Origin of the sequence: Halorussus salinus (assembly GCF_004765815.2) — an archaeon.
In the GTDB taxonomy this organism is placed as follows: domain Archaea; phylum Halobacteriota; class Halobacteria; order Halobacteriales; family Haladaptataceae; genus Halorussus; species Halorussus salinus.
In genome coordinates, this window is record NZ_ML974128.1 from 555,916 (window position 1) to 577,027 (window position 21,112).

Consider the following 21,112-nt stretch of genomic DNA (forward strand, 5'->3'; position numbering starts at 1 on the left):
CATAAAATATTCTATAAGTAAACTAAATATTTTTAATACGTACGCGGACGTTTTCATATCACTCTCGCGGTATGTCAATGTAATTCAACGAAAAGGGAGCCAGCCGGAAACTCGGCGAAGACGGGACGACGGCGGGACGTGGTTCGGTCAGTCGATGGAGGGCCGGACCTTCTCGACGGCGGCGTCGAAGTGCTTCTTCCCGATGGCTATCTCGTCGGCGTTCTCGTCGGCCTGCTCGACGCCCCACGCGTCGGCGGCCTCCCGAATCGCCCGCATCGAGGCGTCCCGGACGACCGCCTCCAAGTCCGCGCCGCTGTAGCCCTCCAACTCGGCGGCCAGTTCGTCCAAGTCAACGTCGTCGCCGAGCGGTTTGTCGTCGGCGTGGACCGCGAGGATGGCGCGGCGGCCCTCCTCGTCGGGCGCGGGCACCTCGATGTGTTCCTCCAGTCGGCCGGGCCGCAGGAGCGCGCGGTCGAGCGCGTCGCGCCGGTTCGTCGCGGCCAGCACGACCATGTTGGGGTTCTCGGCCAGTCCGTCCATCTCGGTCAGGAGTTGGGAGACGACGCGCTCGCTGACCTCCGCGCCGCCGCCCATCCCGCCGCCGCGTTCGCCCGCGATGGCGTCTATCTCGTCGAAGAACACGATCGCCGGGGAGGCCTGCCGCGCCCGGTCGAAGATCTCCCGGACGGCCTTCTCGGACTCGCCGACGTAGCGGTCCAGCAGTTCCGGCCCGTCCACGTGGATGAAGTTCACGCCGCTCTCACCCGCCAAGGCCCGCGCCAGCAGAGTCTTGCCGGTACCGGGCGGCCCGTGTAGCAGGATGCCCGTCGGCGGTTCGGTCGCGGTCTGCTCGAAGAGGTTGCGGTACGCCAGCGGCCACTCGACGGCCTCGGTCAGCGTCTGCTTGGCCTCGTCCAAGTCGCCGACCGCGGAGAAGTCGATTTCTGGCGACTCGGCGACGAACTCCCGCATCGCCGAGGGGTCCACGGAGGCCATCGCCGTCTCGAAGTCCGCGCGAGTGACCTCGACGTTCATCAGTTCCTCCTCGTCGGCCCCGTCGTCGCGCGCCCGCCGGAGCGCGGCCATCGCGGCCTCCGTCGAGAGCGTGTGGAGGTCCGCGCCGACGAAGCCGTGGGTCCCGGCCGCGAGTCTGTCGAGGTCCACGTCCTCGGCCAGCGGCATCCCGCGGGTGTGAACGTCCAGAATCTCGCGGCGGCCAGCCTCGCCGGGCACGCCGATTTCGATTTCGCGGTCGAAGCGCCCGCCGCGCCGGAGCGCCGGGTCGATGGCGTCCACGCGGTTGGTCGCGCCGATGACGACGACCTCGCCGCGCGACTCCAGTCCGTCCATCATCGAGAGCAACTGGGCGACGACGCGGTTCTCCACGTCGCTGTCCTCGTCGCGCTCGCCCGCGATGGCGTCTATCTCGTCGAAGAACACGATGGTCGGGGCGTTCTCGCGGGCCTGCTCGAACACCTCGCGCAGGCGCTCCTCGCTCTCGCCCTTGTACTTGCTCATGATTTCGGGACCGGAGACCGTGACGAAGTGAGCGTCCACCTCGTTGGCGACCGCCTTCGCTATCATCGTCTTCCCGGTGCCGGGCGGGCCGTACAGCAGGACGCCCTTCGGCGGGTCGATGCCCAAGCGCCGGAACAGCGCGGGGTTCGAGAGGGGCAACTCGACCATCTCGCGGACGCGTTCGAGTTCCTCTTCGAGACCGCCGATGTCCTCGTAAGTCGCGCCGGTCGGTCGCTGGGGACTCCCGTCGTCGTCGCCGCCGACGGGAATCGAGACGCTTTCTGACTCCTCTCCACTCCCCGCACTCGTTCCGGGGCCACCGACCGACCCGACGCTCGCTCCCGACCCGGAACCGCCGGACACCGTCACTGCTACGTCGGTCTCGTCGGTCACGCGGACCACGCCGTCGGGGTCGGTTCCCGCGACGGTGAACGTCCCGGCGTCGCCGAGGCGCTCGATGCGGACGCGCTCGCCCTCCTTGACCGGCCGGTCCCGGAGCGTCCGCTTGAGCGCGGTTTCGAGGGTCTCGCGGTCCTCCTCGTCGAATTTCGCGGTCGGCGCGAGCGTCACGGCCTCGGCGTCCGCGACCGAAATCTGGCGGACGGTCACGGTGTCGCCGATGCTGATTCCGGCGTTGGCCCGCGTCTCGCCGTCCACTTGGACGATGCCGCGTTGCACGTCGGTCCCCGCGGGCCACACCTTGACGACGGTCTCTCGCTCGCCCTCTATCACTACGGTGTCGCCGCTCAGGACGCCGAGCGCCGACCGGGCCGACTCGGGGATGCGCGCGATTCCCCGGCCCGCGTCGCGCTTCTCCGCGCCCTGTACGGTGAGTTCGACTGCGGCCGAACCCTTCGCGTTCATGACACCCTCTCGTCGCTCTTCCGTATTGAGGGTTCCCCTACCGCGAGGAGGTCCGGCGAGCAGTCGGTCTCGTCGGGGCAAACGATTTACTTTCGACCGGCGTACCCACGAACATGGTCGTCACAACCGAGCGCGACGAGATGACGTGGTACAAGTGTGAGGGCTGTGGGATGATGTTCGACGACGAGGAGGACGCCAAGCAACACGAGGCGAACTGCGACCACGAGGACCCCTCGTACATCCAGTAGTCGGGGGTCGGCTCCTCTCGGGGTGTTCGTGAGTCGGGACGCGGTGTTTCAGTGGTCGCGGTGTTTCGGTGGTCGTGGAGTTTCGGTGGTCGTGGAGTTTCGGTGGTCGTGGAGTTTCGGTGGTCGGTGTGGTCGGCGGAAATCGAACGTGGAAGGTAAAAAAGAAGCTAGCTATCGCCGACAACACGGAGTTGACCGCGTAGCACCGCAACCGTCACCGCGCAGCACCGCACCAGCCTCACGCCTCCCCAACCTCGGCGGCCGCGGATGCGGCCGCCGTCCCTCGCGCGCTGGGCGCGTCGCCGTGGGCGACGCGCCCGCACGCGCCGGGTCGGAAATCTAGTCGAGCGCGTCCGAGGAGTGCCGAAGTCCCCGAACTCCCGACCTACAACCCGGCGCGCTCGCGGTGTTCGGCGGCCAGTTCCTTCGCCTCGGCTTTCGTCTGGCAAGTCTCCCAGCGCACTTCGTCGCCCGAGCCGTAGGCCAGCGCGTCCTTGAGTTCGTCCCGGAGGACGCCCCAGCCGACTTCGACGACCTCGCCCTCCTCGCCGAGTTCGTAGACGCCGTACTGCTCGGGCGCGGAGCCGACCGTCGGGCGATTCAGCGTCTGCCAGCGTTTCGGGAGCGGCATCTGTCTTCTCGCCTCTCAGTCCTCGTTGACCAACTCGAAGGAGCGTTCGCCGAGTTCGTCCTCCTCGAAGACGAACACGCGGCCGCGAGCGACCTCCGGGTCGGCCTCGACCTCGATGGCGTAGCCGTCCACGCGCACCGTGACGCCGGGGAACAGCTCTTCCTCCTCGTCGGGTTCGAGCATCACCCGGCCCACGCCGGTCGATTCGAGGATGTCGTCGTGGGTGTTGCGGTCGTTGACGTACGTCAGCACGCCCTCGGTCTCGGTCGGGTCGGTCACGAGAATCTGGACGAGTTTGCCGGGGCTGGTCCGGAGCGTGCCCGACTCCTTCTCCGGGACGCCGCGGTAGTAGGCCTCCCGGCCGTCGGTGTACTCCACGACGATGCCGTCCTCGGCCAACTCGACGCCGAGGGTATCGGGGGCCACGTCGTTGCGTGCGCTCATGCCCGGATTTTCGTCGGGGCGGGGGAAAAAGTGCGTGTTTCGGCGGCCGAGTGCGCCGAGGAGCGCGCGGGTCAGACCGTCGTCTCCGTCTCGTCGTCCTCGCGTTCCAGCAACTTCCAGAAGTCGGTCGGGCCGCGATAGCACTCGACCAGCGCGACCAGTGCCGCCAACGAGAGTACGCCGATGCCCTCGTCGTCGCTTCGCTGGCTGGTATCCGCGAACGCCACGAGGTAGTAGACCGCGAAGGAACAGAAGACGACCGGCGTGTAGACCCACCGAACGACCGCGACGTAGATGTCCCACGTTTGGTTCGTCGTCTCCCACCACGAGACGACGAGGGAGGCCCCGCCGAGAACGAGGAGGGTTCCGAGAAATTTCGCCCACGAGACCCACTGCTGTAGGTCGGGCGCTCGGACCAACACGTAGTACGTCACCGCGGCGGCGAGAGCGACCCCACCGCCGCCGAACCAGCGATAGACGGCGTCGTCGAGTGACCCGACGGTCAGCTCCAGCGTCGCCCCGAGGACCGCCGCGGTGACGGCGGCGACGACGGCGAGCCGACCGAGGCTCGCGGCGGCCGATTCGTGGCCGGGGTAGCGCACCGAGACGGGCGTGGCGAACCGCCTCCCGACGAGGTTCACTACCGCGAACGCGCCAACCCACGCCAGCGACCGACCGACGTTGTCGGCGAGAAACGGGACGGTCCGTTCTACGAATCGCGCCTCCGCCACGCCTCGAATCGACAGGACGTATCCGGCCGTGACGAGCGCGACGACGACGCTCACCGCGAGCGCGGTCGTCGCGTCGGTCGTGAACTCCTCGGCTTCCGCGTGTTCTGCCGTCTCGGTCGCTCGCTCCGAACGCTGGTCTGTCACCGATTTCCACTTCCCGTTTCCGAGCGTCGAAGCTCCGGGACTATAGTTCGGACGCTCCCGCTTCGACCGTACGAACCACGGTCCCGACTGCATCGACTACGGTCCCCGATTGCACGAACCACCAGCGTCTTTACGCCCCGCGAGAGAGTCCCGAGCATGGACGGCCGAGCATCCGCACCCGCGGCGGGCACGATACTCAACGCCCTCGCCTGCGGGAAGGGGTCGGCGTTCGCCATCGACGCCGAGACGACCGCCACCGTCGAGTTGGACTCCTCGGGGTCGTTCGACGCGGACATCGCGGACGCCCCCGACGCCGACACGACGCTGATAGAGCGGTGCGTCGAGTTGGTCGTCGCCGAGTACGCCGACGACGGAGCAGATATTTCCGGAGGCCACGTCCGCACCGAGAGCGAGGTCCCGATGGCGGCCGGACTCAAGAGTTCCAGCGCGGCCGCCAACGCCACCGTGCTGGCCGCGCTCGACGCGCTCGGGGTCGCCGACGAGGTGGCTCACGAGGAGGCCTGTCTCCTCGGGGTGGAGGCGGCCCGCGACGCGGGCGTGACCGTGACCGGCGCGTTCGACGACGCGAGCGCAAGCATGCTCGGCGGGGCGACCGTCACCGACAACCGGACCGACGAACTGCTGGCCCGCGAACCCGTCGAGTGGGACGTGGCGGTCTGGACGCCGCCCGAGCAGGCCTACAGCGCGGACGCCGACGTGGAGCGATGCCAGCGAATCGCCCCCGTCGCCGAACTCGTCGCGGACCTCGCGCTGGACGGGCGGTACGGCGAGGCGATGACGGTCAACGGCTTCGCCTTCTCAGCGGCGTTGGGCTTCTCCGCGGACCCGATGGTCGAGGCCCTGCCGGACGTGGCGGGCGTCTCGCTGTCGGGCACCGGCCCGAGTTTCGTCGCGGTCGGCGAGGAGACGGCGGTCGAACAGGTACGCGACCACTGGAGCGAACGAGAGGGTACGACATGGCTCACGACGACACAGAACGACGGCGCCCGGACGAGATGAACCTCGCGGAACTCCGCGAGGAGATAGAGAGTATCGACCGAGAGATAGTGGAACTCATCGCCCGCCGGACCTACGTGGCCGAGACGGTCGCGCAGGTCAAGGCCGAACGGGAGATGCCCACGACCGACGAGGACCAAGAACAGCGCGTCATGGACCGCGCGGGCGACAACGCCGAGCAGTTCGACGTGGACGCCAACCTCGTGAAAGCGATTTTCAGGCTGTTGATAGAGCTGAACAAGGTCGAACAGCGCGAGACGCGCTGACGACGAGTTCACGTGAGAACCGACACATTGGTCCTGTAGACGACGTAGGCCAAGAGGTACGCGAGTCCCCACACGGCCACTCGAAAAAGTAGGGTATCACTGGCGAGTTGGGTTCCCGACGCCACCATGAATATCATCGCCGCGACCGCTGTCACCATCGCCGACGCGACGAGGACGAACGTGAACTCGCCGAGTCGTCCGAGCGACCAGTCGCCCGCGACGACGGGGTACGCGCCCCCGAGCGCAAGCACGGCGACGACGAGGTTCACCGTCGATTGCGTGACCGGGAAGCCGAGAATCTCGTTGCCGAACGTCACGAGCGGATAGAAAACGACGACGAACCCGACGAAAGCGAGGAATACATCGACTGTTGCCCAGAGCCACGAGTCCGGTCGCGTTTCGGCTGTTCTCACGTTCGGTTACTACCGGTCCGGCAACGAAAAGATTACACTTCTCGGTTCCGCTACTCGCTTCGGTCGCGGCCGCTCAGTACTCCCAGAGCCGCGCGATACGGGAGTCGATTTCGGGATGGGCGTCGCGCAGCGTCTCGGCGTCTCGCTCGCCGCCGACGTTGACGACGTGGACCTCGCCCCGGCGGTCGCCGTACACGTCTTGGAAGTCGTAGACGACGCCGACGACGGTGGTGTCGTCGGGAACGTCGTCGCTCTCGCGGAGGAGTTCGACCTGCCTATCGACGTTGTACTCCACGAGTCGGTTGATGGCTTCGTCTCGGTCCAGACCGTCGGGAAGCTCCTCGACGCCCGATTCGAGGCGCGGGGCCAGCAGGTCGATACAGTGTTCGATGCCCGGCGAGTCCGAGAGGCCGTCGGTCAGCGCGTCGTAGGTCGCCGTGACCGCGCCACAACCGGTGTGGCCGACGACGACGGCGGTGTCCGTGCCGGTGTGTGCGATGGGGTAGAGAACGTCGCCCGAGACGACTTCGCCCGCGTCGGTCCGCTGGACGACGCGGTTGCCGATGTTGCTACAGGTGAAGACGTGGCCCGGTTCGTCGTTGTTCCACATCGCGTCCTGCAAGACCCGCGAGTCCGAACAACAGACCGTGACCGCATCCGGGTGTTGGGAGTCCTGTACGTCGCCGAAGCGCGATTGGAACTGCTCGGCGTGGTCGGCGTTGCCTTCGAGGAGTTCGATGACCGTCTCCTGCATGCTCGGACCGACGGACTCGGGGAAAATTACTCCTCGGGTTCGGACTCACTGGCGAGCGAACGTGTCGCGTCGCGCTCCGATTCGGCCCCGTCGCGCCCCCGTTATCGCTGTTCGGGGTGGACCGACCGCCGAGGAGTCGCGGCCGAGTCGGGCGACGAGTCGTGGTAGAACGAGAGTAGTTCCTCCAAGAGTACCGCGTCGCGGTCCGCGGGGTCGTAGTGGTGGTCGATGAAGTCCTCGGCGTCTTGGACGTTCCCGCGGAGCGCGTGTTTGCGGACGAAGAGAACCGATTCGAGGAAGGAGAGCCCCTCGCCCTCCGAGGGACCGGCGTCGCGGATGAGCGCGTCCTCCAACTCCTCGAAATCCAGCGTCTCCGGTTCGAAGTCCGGGTCGAGTTGCGCGAGGACGTACTCCGAGCAGAAGCGGTGGAACTCCGATTTGCTCTCGACGACGCCCTCCTCGACGAGTGCTTCGATTTCCTCGACGACGGGTTCGGGAAATCGGACGGTACTCTTGACCATGTGTCTACACTATTCTCAAGGCTGTTAAATAAACCTTGGCAACAGCTGACTCGGGTGGCCGAGAGATGCCGTTCGCTGGCCCGCTGGGGCTTTTCCCGGCGCATCTGGTTTCGGGAAGGCCCGAAAAACCTGACCCATACTTCCTTGGTTGTGCATTGTCTACATCACTCATGGCCACCTGCAAGGAGTGCGGCGAGAAACTGGTCGGCACGCGTGGCTGTTCGTACTGCGAAGGCACGTTCTGTCCGCACCACCAACTCCCGGAGAATCACGACTGTCCGGGTATCAAGCACCTGAACAAGACCGGCAACCGCTTCGACAGCGGCTTCGACGGGTCGTAGTCGGCAGTTGCCGGAGTTGGAAACCGCCGGAATCGGAGAATCCCGGAATTGGAGGGGAACCGAAATCGGAAATTCCGGGACCGGAAGTCGCTGAAACCGGAGACAGTCGGTTCGGAATCGCGATTTCGACTCCGAGGCTCCGAGGAGGAGGTCCCGACGAGCGGCGACAGTTCCGACACCACCGACCCGCTCAATAGCACTCTCGAACCACCGTAGAAGAACGAAAATATTGCTTTCGACTCACTCTCTCATTCCGACGGCCGCGCTCAGAACCGCTCGGCGAGTCCGTCCAGCGCCTCGTGATGCTCGGTCGTGTGGGGCGCGGTCAGCGGCGAGACGCTTATTTTCCCCTCAAAGACCGCCCGGCGGTCGGTGCCCTCGGGGTCCGAGAGCGCGTCGCCGTCCATCTGCTCCCACGTCCGGTCGTGGAGCGTCACCACGCCGTCCTCCTCGGTCGCGTCCATGTCGTAGACGTGGGAGGGCCGCGTGACTTCCATCGGCGTGCGGTTCCCGGTCGTCGCCTCGCGGCCACCGTCTTCGACCGCGCTCGCGTCGTTCGGCAAGGGGCCGTTGACGTTCAGATACTCGGCCTCCTCGAAGACGCCCGCCTCGGGCGCGCGCTCCACGAGGTAGCGGACCGACTCCGCGACTTCGGCGTACTCCTCGACGGTCGTGTCGCGGGGCCACTCGCTTTGGGGGATGTGGAGCGACGCCGCGATTGCGGGGACGCCGAAGAACGCCGCCTCGACCGCGGCGCTGACGGTGCCCGAGCGGCCGAGGACGTACGCGCCGATGTTCGCGCCCTCGTTGATGCCCGAGACCACGATGTCGGGGTAGGGACCGAGTTCCGCGAGTCCCGCGACCACGCAGTCGGAGGGCGTGCCCTCGACGGCGTAGCCGAGTTCGTGTTCCTCGACGGGGACCTCGTAGGTCATCGCCCGGCCGACCGCGCTCTGGTCGTCGGCGGGCGCGACCGTCGTGACGTTGCCGACCTCCGAGAGGGCGTCGTAGAGCGCGCGGATGCCGGGGCTGTCTATCCCGTCGTCGTTCGTCAGCAGGATTTCGAGGGATTCGCTCATGTGTCCGTGGTTGCGGGGGCCGGTCAAAAGTCCTACCGCTCTCGGTGCCGCGCTCGCGGGACCTCGAATCGCTCGCCGACCGAATCGGAAAAGAGACGCCGCGAGAACTCAGAACCGGACGTAGACCATCACGAAGATAATCGCCAACTGGAGCGCGCCCTGCACGCCCGCCAACTTCGCGTTGCGCATCCCGATAGCGCCGATTAGCTCCTCGTCGGGGTTCGCGGTCGTCATCTCCCGATACATCCGAACCTCGCCGGGGAGCAACACCCCGAAGCCGAGAATCGACAGCGCGGTCACGATGCCGAGCGCCGCGGCAATTTCGTGGTCAGTCATGGCAAACTCGGGGAGCGTCCGGAACAGCCACGCCGCGTGTCCGACCCCCGCGACGCCGAAGACCGTGAGCGTGCGACGGTCGGTCAGCGCGCCGAACTGGCGCGCGACCAGCAGTATCACCGGCAACGAAATCGCGGTACTCATCAGCGCGATCCACGGCTCCGCGTGCGGGAACTTGCCGAGTCGCTCGGCTAACGTCACCCCGCCGAAGACGGTGACGAGCGCCAGCGACGGCATCAAGAACGTCGTCTTCGGGGTAAGCCGCCGGAACACCGACGCCTTCTCCTCGGTAGAGAGGCCGCCGATGACCGGCCCGAGGACCAGTCCGAGAAACAGGTCGATACCGGTCCACAGGACCCCGGCCATGACGTGGACGTACATCAGGTGGCGGAGCGGCCCGGCTGTCACCCCGTAGGCCAGCGCGACCAGCGGGACCGCGACGACGCCCGCCGCGAACGCCGGGTTCGCCCGGTCGGCCATACCGCCGACGAAACTGCGCGATGCGGTTGCCATACTCTACCAGAGGCCGCGCACGGGCGGATGTTAAAAATTATTGTTATTTACATCTGAAGCACCGTTTTGGGAGAAGTGGGCGCGACCGACCTCAGTCCCACGCCGGATGGTCGTCGGCCAATCGCGTCCGCCCTTCCTCCTCGAACAGGTTCTCGCGCAGGGTCTCGCCCTCGTACTCGTCGCGCACCAGTCCGCGCTCGCGCAGTTCCGGCACCACCATGTCCACGAAGTCCCGGAGGGTGCCCGGCCGGACGACCTCCTTGACGTTGAACCCGTCCACGCCGACCTCCTCGTACCAGTACTGGAGTTCGTCGGCGACCTGCTCGGGACTCCCGACGATGACGGGCGACGTGGACCCCAATCCAGCGAACTCGGCGACTTCGCCCACCGTCCAGTCGCGGTCGGGGTCGTTCTGCGTGAAGGCGTTGACCGCGCCCTGAATCGCGTCGGTCTCGATGTGTTCGACCTTCTGGTCGGGGTCCAACTCGGAGAAGTCGATGTCAGTGAAACCGGCAAGTAGTGCCAGCGTCGCCTCGTAATCGACGTTCTCGGCGTAGGTCTCGTACTTCTCGCGGGCGACCGCCTCGGTCTCGCCGACGACGGGAACGACGCCGGGGAAGAAGCGCAGTTCGTCGGGGTCCCGGCCGCGCGCTTCGGCGCGCTCGCGGAGGTCCGCCACGTAGTCCCGGACGCCCTCCTCGGTCGGTTGGCTGACGAAGACGGCTTCCGCGTTGTCCGCGGCGAAGTCCCGCCCGCGGTCCGAGGAGCCAGCCTGATACAAGACGGGCGTGCGCTGTGGCGAGGGTTCGCAACTGTGGGCGTCGGGGACCTCGAAGTACTCGCCCTCGAAGTCGATGCCCGAGACCTCCTCGGGATCAGTGTAGACGCCGGACTCCCTGTCGCGGACTACTGCGTCGTCGCTCCAGCTCTCCTCCCAGAGCCGATGACACACGTCCATGAACTCGTCGGCGCGGTCGTATCTGGTCTGGCGGTCCATGCGCTCGTCCAGCCCGAGGTTGCGGGCCGCGCTCTCCAGATAGGAGGTCACGATGTTGAACGCCACTCGGCCGTCGGTCACGTGGTCGAGCGTCGAGAGTTCGCGGGCCAACTGGTAGGGGTGGACGTAGGTCGTCGAGCGCGTCACGGCGAATCCGAGGTTGTCGGTCACGGTCGCCATCGCCGGGACGAGGGCTTGCGGGTCGTTGGCGGGCGTCTGGACCGCGTTCTCGATGGCGGTGTCGCTGTCGCCGCCGAACACGTCGTAGATGCCCCGCACGTCCGCGAAGAACACGGCGTCGAAGCCGCCGCGCTCGGCGGTCCGGGCCACGTCGAGCCAGTACTCCACGTCGGTGTAGCGGTGGGACTGGTCGCCCGGCGTCCGCCAGTTGCCGGTCGTGACGTGTTCGACCGAGTTCATCGTGAAGAGGTTGAGGTGGATGTAGTCGCTACTCATTGTCGAGTCGGTGGGGTCGCCCGCGGGAAAAGACCGGGAAACCGGCGAGACGTGCGGCCGACCTCGGACGCTCCCGACTCGAACGCTTCCACCTCGGAGGCGTCCGACTCGGCCGCGACCGACGAGAGCGGTCGGCTAGCAGGAACAGTAGTACTCGCTCGTCCCGAACTCTGTCGAGAGGAGTTGGTACGCCGGAGCGGGGTCCGATGGCCGATAGACGCCGGTCGTCAGGTCGGCGCTCGACTCGAAGTCGCCGGACAACAGCGAGAGCCAGTCGTCGCGGGCCAGCACGTCCGCGAAAGTCTCGTCCGACGAGAGCAGTTGCAGGTAGTCGGCGAGGTAGACCCAACTCGCGTCGCGGACCTCGTCGGCCTCGTAGCTCTCGCCCACGGCGTCGCTGTAGGCCGCCAGCGGGAGGTTCGCTCCGGCCTGCACCGGCAGGGAAATCCACTTCCACGGGCGAGTGTTCACGTCGATGAGGACGTACTCCTCGCGGTCGCCGTCGTAGAGGAACTCGGCCTCGCTGATGCCATAGTAGTCGGTCTCGTCCAAGACCGCGAGCGCGTTCTCTTCGACCTCGTGGGCGGCTTCGCCCGTGGCGCGCCGGACGACGCAGGAGGTGCCGTAGCCCAGCGGGTATCGGACGCGGGCGTTCCCGACGAACGAGACCGCCTCGCCGGACTCGGGCACGTAGGAGGCGAGCGAGCAGTCCTCGCCCTGTACTGCCGGGACCTTCTCTTGGGCCATCACGCGGATGCCCTCCGCGGCGGCGTTGGCCACCACGTCTTCCAGTTCGCCCTCGTCGGCGACTTCGATGACGTTCGTGCCGACGGCTTCGGAGAACTTCCGCTTGAGCGCGGGCTTGATTACGAGCGGGAAGCCCAGTCGCTCGGCGGCCTCGGCGGCGGGGACGCTCTCGCGGCCCGCGTCGCCCGGTCCGGCCTCGCGCCCGGCAGGCCCCTGCTCGCCGCCGGTTTCGGCGGGGTCGGTCTCGGCGATGCGGTAGGTCTCGGGGTACGGAACGTCCAGCTTCTCGGCGACGGTGTACAGCGATTCTTTGTCCAGCACGCGGTCGATGGTCGCGCGCTCGGCGAACGGGAGCCGGACGCCCTCGGGTTCGGTTCGGGAGAAGGCGTGGACCCACTCGTCCATGCACCCGAAGGCGACCGGTTCGTGGTCCACCGCGGCGGCGAGGGCTTCCACGTCCTCACGGAAGCCCTCCTCGTCGTCCAGCGGGTAGGTGACCTGTCCCGCGAAATCGACCGCGTCGGAGTAGGGCGCGACCCCCTTCTCGTTGCGGTCGATAGCGATTACCGGCACGTCGCGGGCTTGAAGCGCGCGAGCTACGCTCAGGCCGGTGACGTGGGCGTTACAGACGATTGCTGGCGGTCGGTCGAACTCGGCGTCCGCGAGCGCGTCGCGGAGTCCCTCGAAGGAGCGGAAGGTTGCCATACCCGTGGTTGTCGTCTCGCGCGCTAAAAGTCGTCCGAGTCGGCAAAGCCGTCCGGAGACTGCGACGACTCGGGGTGTCGGGGGTTTCCGGGAACTCCTCGGCGTTCGACTCACGTGGACTTCGAGATACTGACCTCTCGGCGCGTGCGGGCGTCTGCGCGAACGGACGTGAGCGCACGGCTCGTCGGACGCGGTTTGCCCGACGGTGCGGCCCGCGAGTGGCCGCGCCCTTCCGCGCGAGGGATGAGGCTTGCGAGACACGACGCGTCTCGCCCATCTGCGAACGTCGTTCGCAGACATCGCAACGCAGTGAGAAGCGCAATCGGATGGGGAGGACGAGGTGCCGTGCGGACGCGGTGCGGTAGACTCCTCTGCTCAAGCCTGAAACTAGCTTTTCGATGTCAACAACAGTCTTCGAAGTACCGAGACCACCGGTTCCCGAGCAAAGAACCTGTTTCTCACGGAGACCAGCCACAACCGGCAAGTGTGGGACCGCCGAACTGAGACCATGCTTCGACAGCGACTCCAGACCGAGGAGCCACGCGAAGAACCGAGCGACGGCGGCGTTCTCCGGAAGGGCCTGCCCTTCGCGTTCGCCTTCGCCATGGGCTTTCTCCTCGGCCGACAGCGGGGCGACGGGGCCGAGGCCATCGAGGGCGACGAGTTGAGCGAGGCCGCCAGCGAGGTCCGGGAACGCGCGACCCCTGGCGAGAGCGAGGCGGAGGCCGAGGGAGAGTCCGAAGCGCCCGAGCGCGGGGAGGCCGACCGCGAGGAGATGGACGCAGAGAGTCAGGTCGAGTCCGAGGACGTGGAGGCCGTCGAAGGGACGGAAGCCGAAGCGGACGAGACCGAGCAAGCCGAAACCGAGACCGACGAGGAGGTCGCCGCGCTCTCGCCGCCGACCGCTCACGGGATGCCGATGCTCGGTCTCGGCACGTACCAGATGGAGGAGTACGACGAGTGCGTCGATGCGGTCCGGCGAGCGGTCGAGATGGGCTACCGGCACGTCGATACCGCCGAGGGGTACGAGAACGAGGAGGCCGTCGGCGACGCCATCGCGGAGGCCGACGTGGACCGCGAGGACCTCTTTTTGGCGACGAAGGTCAGCCCGGACAATCTCGACTTCGACCACGTGCTGACCAGCGCCGAGGAGAGCTTGGACCGACTCGGCGTCGAGTCGGTGGACCTGCTGTACGTCCACTGGCCGCTCGGCGAGTACGAGGCCGAGGACACGCTGGATGCCTTCGCGGAACTCCGCGAGGAGGGAATGATAGACGAAATCGGCGTGAGCAACTTCACCGTGGACCTGCTGGAGGAGGCCATCGAAGTATCGGAGGAACCCATCTTCGCCAATCAGGTCGAGATGCACCCCCTGCTCCCCCAGACCGAACTCCAGCAGTTCTGTGCCCAAGACGACGTGGACGTGGAACTGGTCGCCTACTCACCCATCGCCCGCGGCGACGTGTCGGACGTGGACGCGCTACAGGAGGTCGCCGAGAAGCACGACGCGACGCCCCAGCAGGTCAGCCTCGCGTGGCTCCGCGAGAAGGAGGTCACGGCCATCCCGAAGGCGACCGGCGAGGACCACCTCCGGGAGAACTGGCTCAGTCTCGGCGTCGAGTTGGACGACGAGGACGTGGAGAAAATCGACGCCATCGACGAGCGCCGCCGCATCGTGGACCCCGACGAAGCGCCGTGGAACGAGTGAGTCGGCGATGGGGCAGAACGACCGCCCTCCTCGGCGACGGGGAGGGACGAACGCGCTCTGCGACGGGTGTGTGAACTAAGGGCATATTACGACTTTTATCATGAAAGACCATTATCTTTAACTCCCGGAACGTCCTCGGTCGGGTCGCAATGGGACGACGACCCACGTCGATAGCCCCGTACAACTCGCTTCGCATCGGACCGACCGACGGTCCGCTCTCGGACCCGCTCGGTCTGCGCGGCCGCGCCGGAGGACGATGAGCGCGGACGCCACCGACGCCGAACTGGACGCGGCCAACGCCGAAGCGAACGCCACTGACGCCGGGAGCGACGCCACCGGGGACGAGGTAGGCGGCGACGAGTTCCCCGCGCCGCCCCGGACGTTCACCGACGGCGAGGAGCGCGTACTCCGACTGCTCGCCAGCGAGGCGTCCGCGGCGTCCGACAACGAGTCCCCGAGCGATTCTCCCTCCTCGGACCACCACGAGGAGCTAGCGGCGATGTACGACGCCTTCGAGTCGGGCGACCGCGCGCAGGGCATCCCGCCCGCGAACCCCCGACGCCGCGGCGAGTGGCTCGACAGGCTCCGCGAGGGCATCGAGGTCGTCGCCTGCCACGACGAGCGCGCGGTCGGCCACGGTATCCTGCTCGACGGCGGGCCGGGCCACGAACTCGCGCTGTTCGTCCACCCCGACTACCGCGGGGCAGGAATCGGGACCGCGCTCGTTCGGGCACTCCTCGGCGAGGGGCGGTCGGCGGGCGTCGAGCGCGTCTGGCTCTCGGTCGAGCGCACGAACCGCCCGGCGGTCAGCCTCTACCGCGGGGCCGGGTTCGAGCCGACCGACAGCGGACTCGGCGAACTGGAGATGGCGCGCTCGCTCCGGTGACGCGCTCCGTAGCGAACCCCTTTTGAGACCCGACCGGCTACCTCCTCTCGATGAAGCTACTGGTCGTCGGCGCGGGCGAGATGGGCCGGTGGGTCGGCGGCGTCGTCGCCGCGGAACTCGACCCGGCGAGCGTCGCGTTCGCCGACACCGACCCCGAGGTCGCCCGGCAGGCCGCCGAGGCGGTCGGCGGTCGCGCCGTCGCGCTCTCGACCGACGAGCGATTCGACGCGGTCTGCGTCGCGGTCCCGATGTCGGTCGCCGAGGAGACCATCGAACGCCACGCTCCCAACGCCGACCGGGCGCTGGTGGACGTGACCGGTCGGATGGCCGACCCCGTGGCCGCGATGGCCGAGGCCGCGCCCGACCGCGAGCGCGCGAGCCTCCACCCGCTGTTCGCGGCGTCGAACGCGCCGGGCAACGTTGCGGTCGTGACCGACGAGTCGGGTCCCGTCACCGACCGACTTCTGGACGCGCTCGACTCGGCGGGCAACCGACTGGTCGAGACGACCCCCGACGAACACGACTCGGCGATGGAGACCGTCCAAGCCGGGACCCACGCCGCGGTACTCTCGTTCGCGCTGACGGCCGAGGAGGTCCCCGAGGGGCTGACGACCCCGATTTTCGAGGAGCTAGCCGCGGTCGCCGAGCAGGTCACGGGCAACGACCCGGCGGTCTACGCCGAGATTCAGACGACCTTCGACGGCGCGGACCGGGTCGCCGAGGCGGCGGCCCTCCTCGCCGACGCCGCGGCCGACGACGCGGACGACGGGGACGACGAGACGTTCGCGCAGTTGTACCGCGAGGCGACCGAGACGATGCAGGACGCGGCCGACGAGGCCGTGACTGACGAGGACGCGACCGCGAGCGAAGCGACCCCGACGGAGGCAGACGATTCATGAACGACGAACTACGACAGCGGGTCCGGGAGAACGCCAAGTATCTCCGGGAAGTCCGACCCATCGACGCCGACGAGATTTCCGAGTACATCGACAGTCAGCCACATCCCGGCGTCGTCCGCCAGATTCTCCGCGAGGAGGCCCCGTCGCTCGGGCTGGTCGAGCGCGAGGACCGGACCTTCGAGCCGGTCGCCGAGGGGCCGATAACGCCCTCGCTCCGCGGCGTCGAGGCGTTTCCGCCGGAGTACGGGATGGAACTGGAAGACCTGCTGGTCGAGCGGTTCGGTCCCGACTGGCACGAGGGCGAGTCGGGCAACCGACTCCGGAACACCATCCAGCGGCTCAAGTCCGACTACTTCCGGAACAACCCCGTCGAGTACGACGAGGAGGCCGCGCTCGGTTACGCGATTTACCACCTGCCGGACAACTACGCCGCGGTCCAGTACGTCGTCCACGAACTCGCCGAGGAGGGTCTCCTCGACCGGCGACTCCGGATTCTCGACGTGGGCGCGGGCGTCGGCGGCCCGGCGCTCGGTCTGGCCGACTACCTGCCCGACGACGCCCTCGTGGAGTACGACGCGGTGGAACCGAGCGCGTCCGCCGACATCTTCGAACACATGCTCGCGGACGCCGACCGGAACTTCCACGCCGAGGTGCATCGGGAGCGCGCCGAGGAGTTCGAACCTGACTCCGACGAACCGTACGACCTCGTGCTGTTCGCCAACGTCCTCAACGAGTTGGACGACCCCGCCGCGGTCGTGACCCGGTACCTCGATTTCGTGGCCGAGGACGGGTCGCTCGTCGCGCTCGAACCCGCCGACCGCGAGACCAGCATCGGCCTCCGGAGCGTCGAGCGCGCGGTCGTGGACGACGCGCGGGCGGCCACCGTCTTCTACCCGACGCTCCGGCTCTGGCCCGGCGAGCGCCCGACCGACCGCGGGTGGTCGTTCGACGTGAAACCCGACGTGGAGGTGCCCGCGTTCCAGCGCAAGTTGGACGAGGCGGCAGGCGCGTCCGGCGAGTTCGTCAACGTGGACGTGCAGTTCTCCTACTCGATTCTGCGCACCGACGGGACCCGGAAAGTCGAGTTCGACCTCGACACCGAACACGTCGCCAAGATGGCCGACATGGACCGCCACGTCACCGGGCGCATCGACCTCGTGGCGCTCAAACTCAGCCACTCGCTGTCGGAGGGCGACCGGAATCCCTTGTTCAAGGTCAGCGACGGGAGCGAGGAGACCGACCACTTCGCGGTCCTGACCCGCGAGACGGCGATGAACGCCGACCTCGCGGGTGCGGAGTACGGGGACCTACTGTCGTTCGAGAACGTGCTGGTACTCTGGAACGACGACGAGGAGGCCTACAATCTCGTCGTGGACGAGGACACCGTCGTGGACCGGATTCCGGTCTAATAGCGCGTCGAGACGGTGACGGACTCGTCGCCCTCGCCGCTGGCGTCCACCACGGCGTCGAACGGCGACTTCAGCGTCGCGATGGTCTCCCGGTCGTGGGCGTATGGGTCCATGTGGAAGTGCGCGAACCCGTCCACCGCGTCGAAGCGCCGCGTCACGACCCGGAGGAACCGGTACATCGTCGAGCGGTCGGCGTACTGGAGGAAGTCGGTCACCGAATCGAAGCAGACGACGGTCTCGGCGTCGCTGTCGGCCCAGTCGGTGATGCAGTCGGTGACCGCCATCCCGACGCTGGTGAGGTCCGCGGGCTTGACCGTCGTCACCGAAACGTCGTCGCCGTACCCCGCCGGAGTTCGCGTCGTCTCGTCCATCGCGACGATGGTAACTTTGTTCGGGAGGCCGTCGTAGTGGCGGTCCAATCGGGCCAGCCAACGCTCCGGGTCCTGAAACGTCAACACGAGGAGGTTCTCCTCGTCGAGCGACCGCTTGGCGATGAGGTGGTCGTGGATGTCGTCGGTCTTCGAACTCAAGGACGGCGCGAGCATGAGGACGTTGCGCGCCCCGGAAAGCTTCTCGATCACTCCGTCGGTCATCGGTCGGCCTCCGCCGTCTCGGTCAGCGCGTCCACGACGCCGTTCGCGCTCACGTCGGGTTCGACCGAGACGTAGATGCCCTCCCGTTCGCCCACGTACCTGACGAGCGTCTCGTCGTCCAAGTAGACCGCGAACGCGGCCAGTTCCCCGAGCGGTCCGTAGAGGTCGGCGTACATCTCCCGCTCGTTGAAGTCGAGTTTGTAGTTGTAGTGGAGCCTGTCGGCGAACTCCTCGAGCGTCGCCTCGTCGCCGAACTCTTGGACCACCCGCTCCGCGATGTAGAGGAGATTGTACGTCTCGTCGTCGTACTCGACGAACGCCCGGAGGCCGTCGCCAGCGACCTCCTCGACGGCCGAGAGCGCCGACGAAGTGTCGAAATCTGTCAGATGGGGCTCGTTACTCACTGCGTTCATGGAACGACTTGGAAAACGCCCGGACATAAAACTAGCGTCGGAAAGTTGTCGTTCTAATGTCACGACAGCGGTAACGTCCGGGGCTTTCGAGGCGACTCACTCCAGTTCCAAGTGAATCGGGTAGTCGGTCAGGTTCTCGTAGCCGTCTTCGGTCACGACCACGAGGTCCTCGATGCGGATGCCACCCACGTCCGGGTCGTAGAGGCCCGGCTCGATGGTGATGACGTGGCCCGGCTTCAGTTCCTCGCCGCTCGGGCTGACCGACGGCTCCTCGTGAACGTCCAGTCCGATGCCGTGGCCCGTGCTGTGGATGAAGCCCGTCTCGGCCGAGGAGTCGCTCCGGAGGGTGTCGTAGCCGCGCTCCTCGTAGCAGTCGCACACCGCGTCGTGGACCTCCTTGCCCGTCGCGCCGGGTTCCACCGCGTCGAGTGCGGCCTCGAAGGCGTCGTAGGTGTCGTCGTAGCGTCGGCGAACTTCGTCGCTGGCCTCGCCCTTGACGAACGTCCGGGTCATGTCGCCGTGGTACTTCGTCTCCTTGTCCCGCGGGAAGATGTCGATGACGATGGTCTCGTTCGCCCGGAGCGGTCCGCTCCCGCGGTTGTGCGGCCCCGCGGCGTCCGCGCCGCAGGCGACGATGGTCTCGTCCAGCGCACAGCCCTGCCGGAGGAGCGTCACCTCTATCTCCTCTTTGACGCGCTCGCTGGTCAACTCCTCGCCGTCGTGGTACAGCACGCCGTCCTCGACCGCGGCGGCTTCGATGAGGTCTTCGGCCGCGCGCATGGCCTCCTCGTTGGCCTGCTGTGCGGCGTGAACGTGATCTACCTCGTCGTCGGTCTTGACCGCGCGAATCTCGGCCAGCGCGTCCTCGTCCAGCACCTCGACCGAGACGCCCTGCTCGCGCAGGTCGTCGGCGGTGCCCAGCGGGAACCGCTCGGGCGCGGCGACCGACTCGACGCCGCGGTCGTCCAAGAACGCCGCCACAACGCGGTGCTTGCCCTCGGTGCGGCCGTACTCGGCGACCTTCTCCTGATAGCCGTACTCCGAGAGACGGGCCACCGAGTCCGCGCGACTCTCGTCGGTCGCGCGACCGTATTCGAGTCCGGAGACCAGCAGGTGCGTCCCGTCGGGGGTGTAGAGCGTGACGAAGGGGTCGGGCGCGTCGAAGCCCGAGAGGTACAACTGGTCGGACTCCTCGGAACTGGCGTCCAGCAGGTAGCCGTCTACCTCGGTCGCGTCCAGCGCGTCCGCCAACGGCGACAGGTCGGGGTTCATACCGACAGCAAGCCTCGCCGAGGAGAAAACGATACGGGTTCCGGAACGCGGGAACCGGGCCAGATTGTCCGACGTGCGCTCCGTGACGCAGACCACGAGGATGGGCTGAGTGTCACAGACCACAGTTTGGGTGGGCTGAAAGGGGCCGCCCGCTCGCGTTCGCCGTGGTCGTCTCGGCGTGGTCAGTATTTCGGGCGCGCAATTCTGCGCGCCCGAAATATCCCGCCGAGCGACCGCGAGCGGGCGGGGGCTTTCTGAGACCTCACTGCTACCATCACAGCAGTTTTCCACACGACCGATAATCCAGTCCCTCAATCTCTTGTCCTCGACCTCCCCTCGCGTCGAACCAGCGAGTCCGGTCCCACGAAGTACGTCGCGTACTGCGTGAAATAATCGGCGTGAACGGTCGTCTCGCCCGCGCCGGAGTTCACCCACGCCGAACACCACGCGACGACCCGGAACTCCTCGCCGTACTCCCGCACCGACTCGACGCCGCACTCCCGATGCACCGAACTCGACTCGCCGCGGTACAGTTCGTTGTACACCCACCGGCGCTCGAAGTCGGCGACGAACTCCCGGACCGATTCGGCGGTCAGGTCGGCCGGGCGCTCGGGTCGGGACTTCGGTCCCTCCGGGAACTCGACGGAACCCTCCGGAAGCGAGGTATCGACGCCGAGCGCGTGGGTCGTCTCGGCCTCGGCGTCCGTCGTCGTCGCGTCGGTGGCACTCGTGCCGGACTCGCCGTCCAACGCCCCCGCGCATCCGGCGACGGACCCGGCGAGCGCGGCCGCGCAGAGTCGGAGGGCAGTTCGTCTCGACGGTGGCACGTCCGGCGACTCTCGCGGGCGCGGTAAAAATTTTCTCCGGGGGTCGGACCGAAGGTTTTCGACCCCCGACTCCGAACCCCGGAACATGTCACTCGAAGACGACTCGTCGCGCGCCGCCGACCGTGACTCCTCCAGTGGCCCCGAACCCTCTGGTGCCTCCGAACCCTCAACCGCCACGCGGGTCGCGCTCGGGGTCATCGCGGCCCTCGTCCTGCTCTACAGCGTCCTCGTCGCTACCCGGCCACTCCTCGGCGTGCTACTGGTGATTCTGGTGTTCGGCGCGTACCTCGCGTGGCGGTGGTTCCTCCTCGGCGTGCGGTTCGTCGCGGCGGTAGAGCGCATCGCCGACGCGATGGAAGCCGACGGCTGAGCGCGGGACC

24 protein-coding genes are annotated in these 21,112 nt (G+C 67.3%); 9 read left to right on the forward strand and 15 right to left on the reverse strand.

The window, feature by feature from the left end:
• Positions 1–147 precede the first annotated feature (147 nt).
• On the reverse strand, positions 148–2,382 hold the full coding sequence (locus EPL00_RS10885) for an AAA family ATPase (RefSeq protein WP_135852683.1): 2,235 nt from the start codon (positions 2,380–2,382) through the stop codon (positions 148–150).
• Between the two features lie 113 nt (positions 2,383–2,495).
• On the opposite strand from EPL00_RS10885, the gene EPL00_RS24035 reads away from it, so the two are divergent.
• Positions 2,496–2,630 (forward strand): DUF7128 family protein, encoded by a 135-nt coding sequence (locus tag EPL00_RS24035; protein ID WP_255457510.1) that lies wholly within the window; start codon positions 2,496–2,498, stop codon positions 2,628–2,630.
• A gap of 385 nt (positions 2,631–3,015) precedes the next feature.
• Here EPL00_RS24035 and EPL00_RS10890 read toward each other — a convergent pair whose 3' ends face one another.
• From EPL00_RS10890 to EPL00_RS10900, 3 genes are all read right to left on the reverse strand, one after another.
• A complete protein-coding gene (locus EPL00_RS10890) occupies positions 3,016–3,261 on the reverse strand; it encodes a DUF7508 domain-containing protein (protein WP_135852682.1) in 246 nt (81 codons plus the stop codon).
• A 15-nt stretch (positions 3,262–3,276) separates the two neighbouring features.
• Entirely contained in the window at positions 3,277–3,705 is a 429-nt protein-coding gene (locus tag EPL00_RS10895; RefSeq protein ID WP_135852681.1) for a DUF5796 family protein, read from the reverse strand.
• Positions 3,706–3,776: 71 nt separating this feature from the next.
• On the reverse strand, positions 3,777–4,580 hold the full coding sequence (locus EPL00_RS10900) for a hypothetical protein (RefSeq protein ID WP_135852680.1): 804 nt from the start codon (positions 4,578–4,580) through the stop codon (positions 3,777–3,779).
• Positions 4,581–4,736: 156 nt separating this feature from the next.
• Here EPL00_RS10900 and EPL00_RS10905 point away from each other — a divergent pair, with 156 nt between their 5' ends.
• Both EPL00_RS10905 and EPL00_RS10910 read left to right on the forward strand, forming a co-directional pair.
• Positions 4,737–5,600, forward strand: coding sequence for a shikimate kinase (locus tag EPL00_RS10905; RefSeq protein WP_135852679.1), 864 nt, complete (start codon positions 4,737–4,739; stop codon positions 5,598–5,600).
• Positions 5,558–5,863, forward strand: coding sequence for a chorismate mutase (locus tag EPL00_RS10910; RefSeq protein WP_135852678.1), 306 nt, complete (start codon positions 5,558–5,560; stop codon positions 5,861–5,863). Before EPL00_RS10905 ends, EPL00_RS10910 begins: the two co-directional genes overlap by 43 nt.
• 8 nt (positions 5,864–5,871) lie before the next feature.
• Here the strand turns inward: EPL00_RS10910 and EPL00_RS10915 are convergent, their stop codons facing one another.
• The 3 genes from EPL00_RS10915 to EPL00_RS10925 form a co-directional block, all read right to left on the reverse strand.
• The gene (locus EPL00_RS10915; protein ID WP_135852677.1) at positions 5,872–6,276 is read right to left on the reverse strand and encodes a hypothetical protein; all 405 of its coding nucleotides are present in this window, start codon (positions 6,274–6,276) and stop codon (positions 5,872–5,874) included.
• 73 nt (positions 6,277–6,349) lie between these two features.
• Entirely contained in the window at positions 6,350–7,030 is a 681-nt protein-coding gene (locus EPL00_RS10920; protein ID WP_135852676.1) for a carbonic anhydrase, read from the reverse strand.
• A gap of 101 nt (positions 7,031–7,131) precedes the next feature.
• The gene (locus EPL00_RS10925) at positions 7,132–7,551 is read right to left on the reverse strand and encodes a ribbon-helix-helix domain-containing protein (RefSeq protein ID WP_135852675.1); all 420 of its coding nucleotides are present in this window, start codon (positions 7,549–7,551) and stop codon (positions 7,132–7,134) included.
• 170 nt (positions 7,552–7,721) lie between these two features.
• On the opposite strand from EPL00_RS10925, the gene EPL00_RS10930 reads away from it, so the two are divergent.
• Positions 7,722–7,892 (forward strand): AN1-type zinc finger domain-containing protein, encoded by a 171-nt coding sequence (locus EPL00_RS10930; RefSeq protein WP_135852674.1) that lies wholly within the window; start codon positions 7,722–7,724, stop codon positions 7,890–7,892.
• A 266-nt stretch (positions 7,893–8,158) separates the two neighbouring features.
• Here EPL00_RS10930 and surE read toward each other — a convergent pair whose 3' ends face one another.
• The 4 genes from surE to EPL00_RS10950 all read right to left on the reverse strand — a co-directional run bounded on the left by surE (position 8,159) and on the right by EPL00_RS10950 (position 12,725).
• Positions 8,159–8,971 (reverse strand): 5'/3'-nucleotidase SurE, encoded by an 813-nt coding sequence (gene surE, locus EPL00_RS10935; RefSeq protein WP_135852673.1) that lies wholly within the window; start codon positions 8,969–8,971, stop codon positions 8,159–8,161.
• Positions 8,972–9,079: 108 nt separating this feature from the next.
• Positions 9,080–9,787, reverse strand: coding sequence for a hypothetical protein (locus tag EPL00_RS10940; RefSeq protein ID WP_135853223.1), 708 nt, complete (start codon positions 9,785–9,787; stop codon positions 9,080–9,082).
• Positions 9,788–9,911: 124 nt separating this feature from the next.
• A complete protein-coding gene (locus EPL00_RS10945; RefSeq protein WP_135852672.1) occupies positions 9,912–11,273 on the reverse strand; it encodes an LLM class flavin-dependent oxidoreductase in 1,362 nt (453 codons plus the stop codon).
• 135 nt (positions 11,274–11,408) lie between these two features.
• Positions 11,409–12,725 (reverse strand): carboxylate--amine ligase, encoded by a 1,317-nt coding sequence (locus EPL00_RS10950; protein WP_135852671.1) that lies wholly within the window; start codon positions 12,723–12,725, stop codon positions 11,409–11,411.
• A gap of 913 nt (positions 12,726–13,638) precedes the next feature.
• On the opposite strand from EPL00_RS10950, the gene EPL00_RS10955 reads away from it, so the two are divergent.
• The 4 genes from EPL00_RS10955 to EPL00_RS10970 all read left to right on the forward strand — a co-directional run bounded on the left by EPL00_RS10955 (position 13,639) and on the right by EPL00_RS10970 (position 17,627).
• On the forward strand, positions 13,639–14,433 hold the full coding sequence (locus EPL00_RS10955; protein WP_202932624.1) for an aldo/keto reductase: 795 nt from the start codon (positions 13,639–13,641) through the stop codon (positions 14,431–14,433).
• Positions 14,434–14,689: 256 nt separating this feature from the next.
• Positions 14,690–15,319, forward strand: a complete 630-nt coding sequence (locus EPL00_RS10960) for a GNAT family N-acetyltransferase (protein WP_135852670.1) — start codon at positions 14,690–14,692, stop codon at positions 15,317–15,319.
• Positions 15,320–15,369: 50 nt separating this feature from the next.
• On the forward strand, positions 15,370–16,218 hold the full coding sequence (locus EPL00_RS10965) for an NAD(P)-binding domain-containing protein (RefSeq protein WP_135852669.1): 849 nt from the start codon (positions 15,370–15,372) through the stop codon (positions 16,216–16,218).
• Positions 16,215–17,627, forward strand: coding sequence for a small ribosomal subunit Rsm22 family protein (locus tag EPL00_RS10970; RefSeq protein ID WP_135852668.1), 1,413 nt, complete (start codon positions 16,215–16,217; stop codon positions 17,625–17,627). Before EPL00_RS10965 ends, EPL00_RS10970 begins: the two co-directional genes overlap by 4 nt.
• Here the strand turns inward: EPL00_RS10970 and EPL00_RS10975 are convergent.
• From EPL00_RS10975 to EPL00_RS10990, 4 genes are all read right to left on the reverse strand, one after another.
• Entirely contained in the window at positions 17,624–18,220 is a 597-nt protein-coding gene (locus EPL00_RS10975) for a DUF7504 family protein (RefSeq protein WP_135852667.1), read from the reverse strand. The genes EPL00_RS10970 and EPL00_RS10975 overlap by 4 nt on opposite strands.
• On the reverse strand, positions 18,217–18,633 hold the full coding sequence (locus EPL00_RS10980; RefSeq protein ID WP_135852666.1) for a hypothetical protein: 417 nt from the start codon (positions 18,631–18,633) through the stop codon (positions 18,217–18,219). Before EPL00_RS10980 ends, EPL00_RS10975 begins: the two co-directional genes overlap by 4 nt.
• Before the next feature lie 96 nt (positions 18,634–18,729).
• On the reverse strand, positions 18,730–19,905 hold the full coding sequence (locus EPL00_RS10985; protein ID WP_135852665.1) for a M24 family metallopeptidase: 1,176 nt from the start codon (positions 19,903–19,905) through the stop codon (positions 18,730–18,732).
• A gap of 311 nt (positions 19,906–20,216) precedes the next feature.
• On the reverse strand, positions 20,217–20,732 hold the full coding sequence (locus EPL00_RS10990) for a hypothetical protein (protein WP_135852664.1): 516 nt from the start codon (positions 20,730–20,732) through the stop codon (positions 20,217–20,219).
• Positions 20,733–20,817: 85 nt separating this feature from the next.
• Here EPL00_RS10990 and EPL00_RS10995 point away from each other — a divergent pair, with 85 nt between their 5' ends.
• Positions 20,818–21,102 (forward strand): hypothetical protein, encoded by a 285-nt coding sequence (locus EPL00_RS10995; RefSeq protein WP_135852663.1) that lies wholly within the window; start codon positions 20,818–20,820, stop codon positions 21,100–21,102.
• Positions 21,103–21,112: the final 10 nt, after the last annotated feature.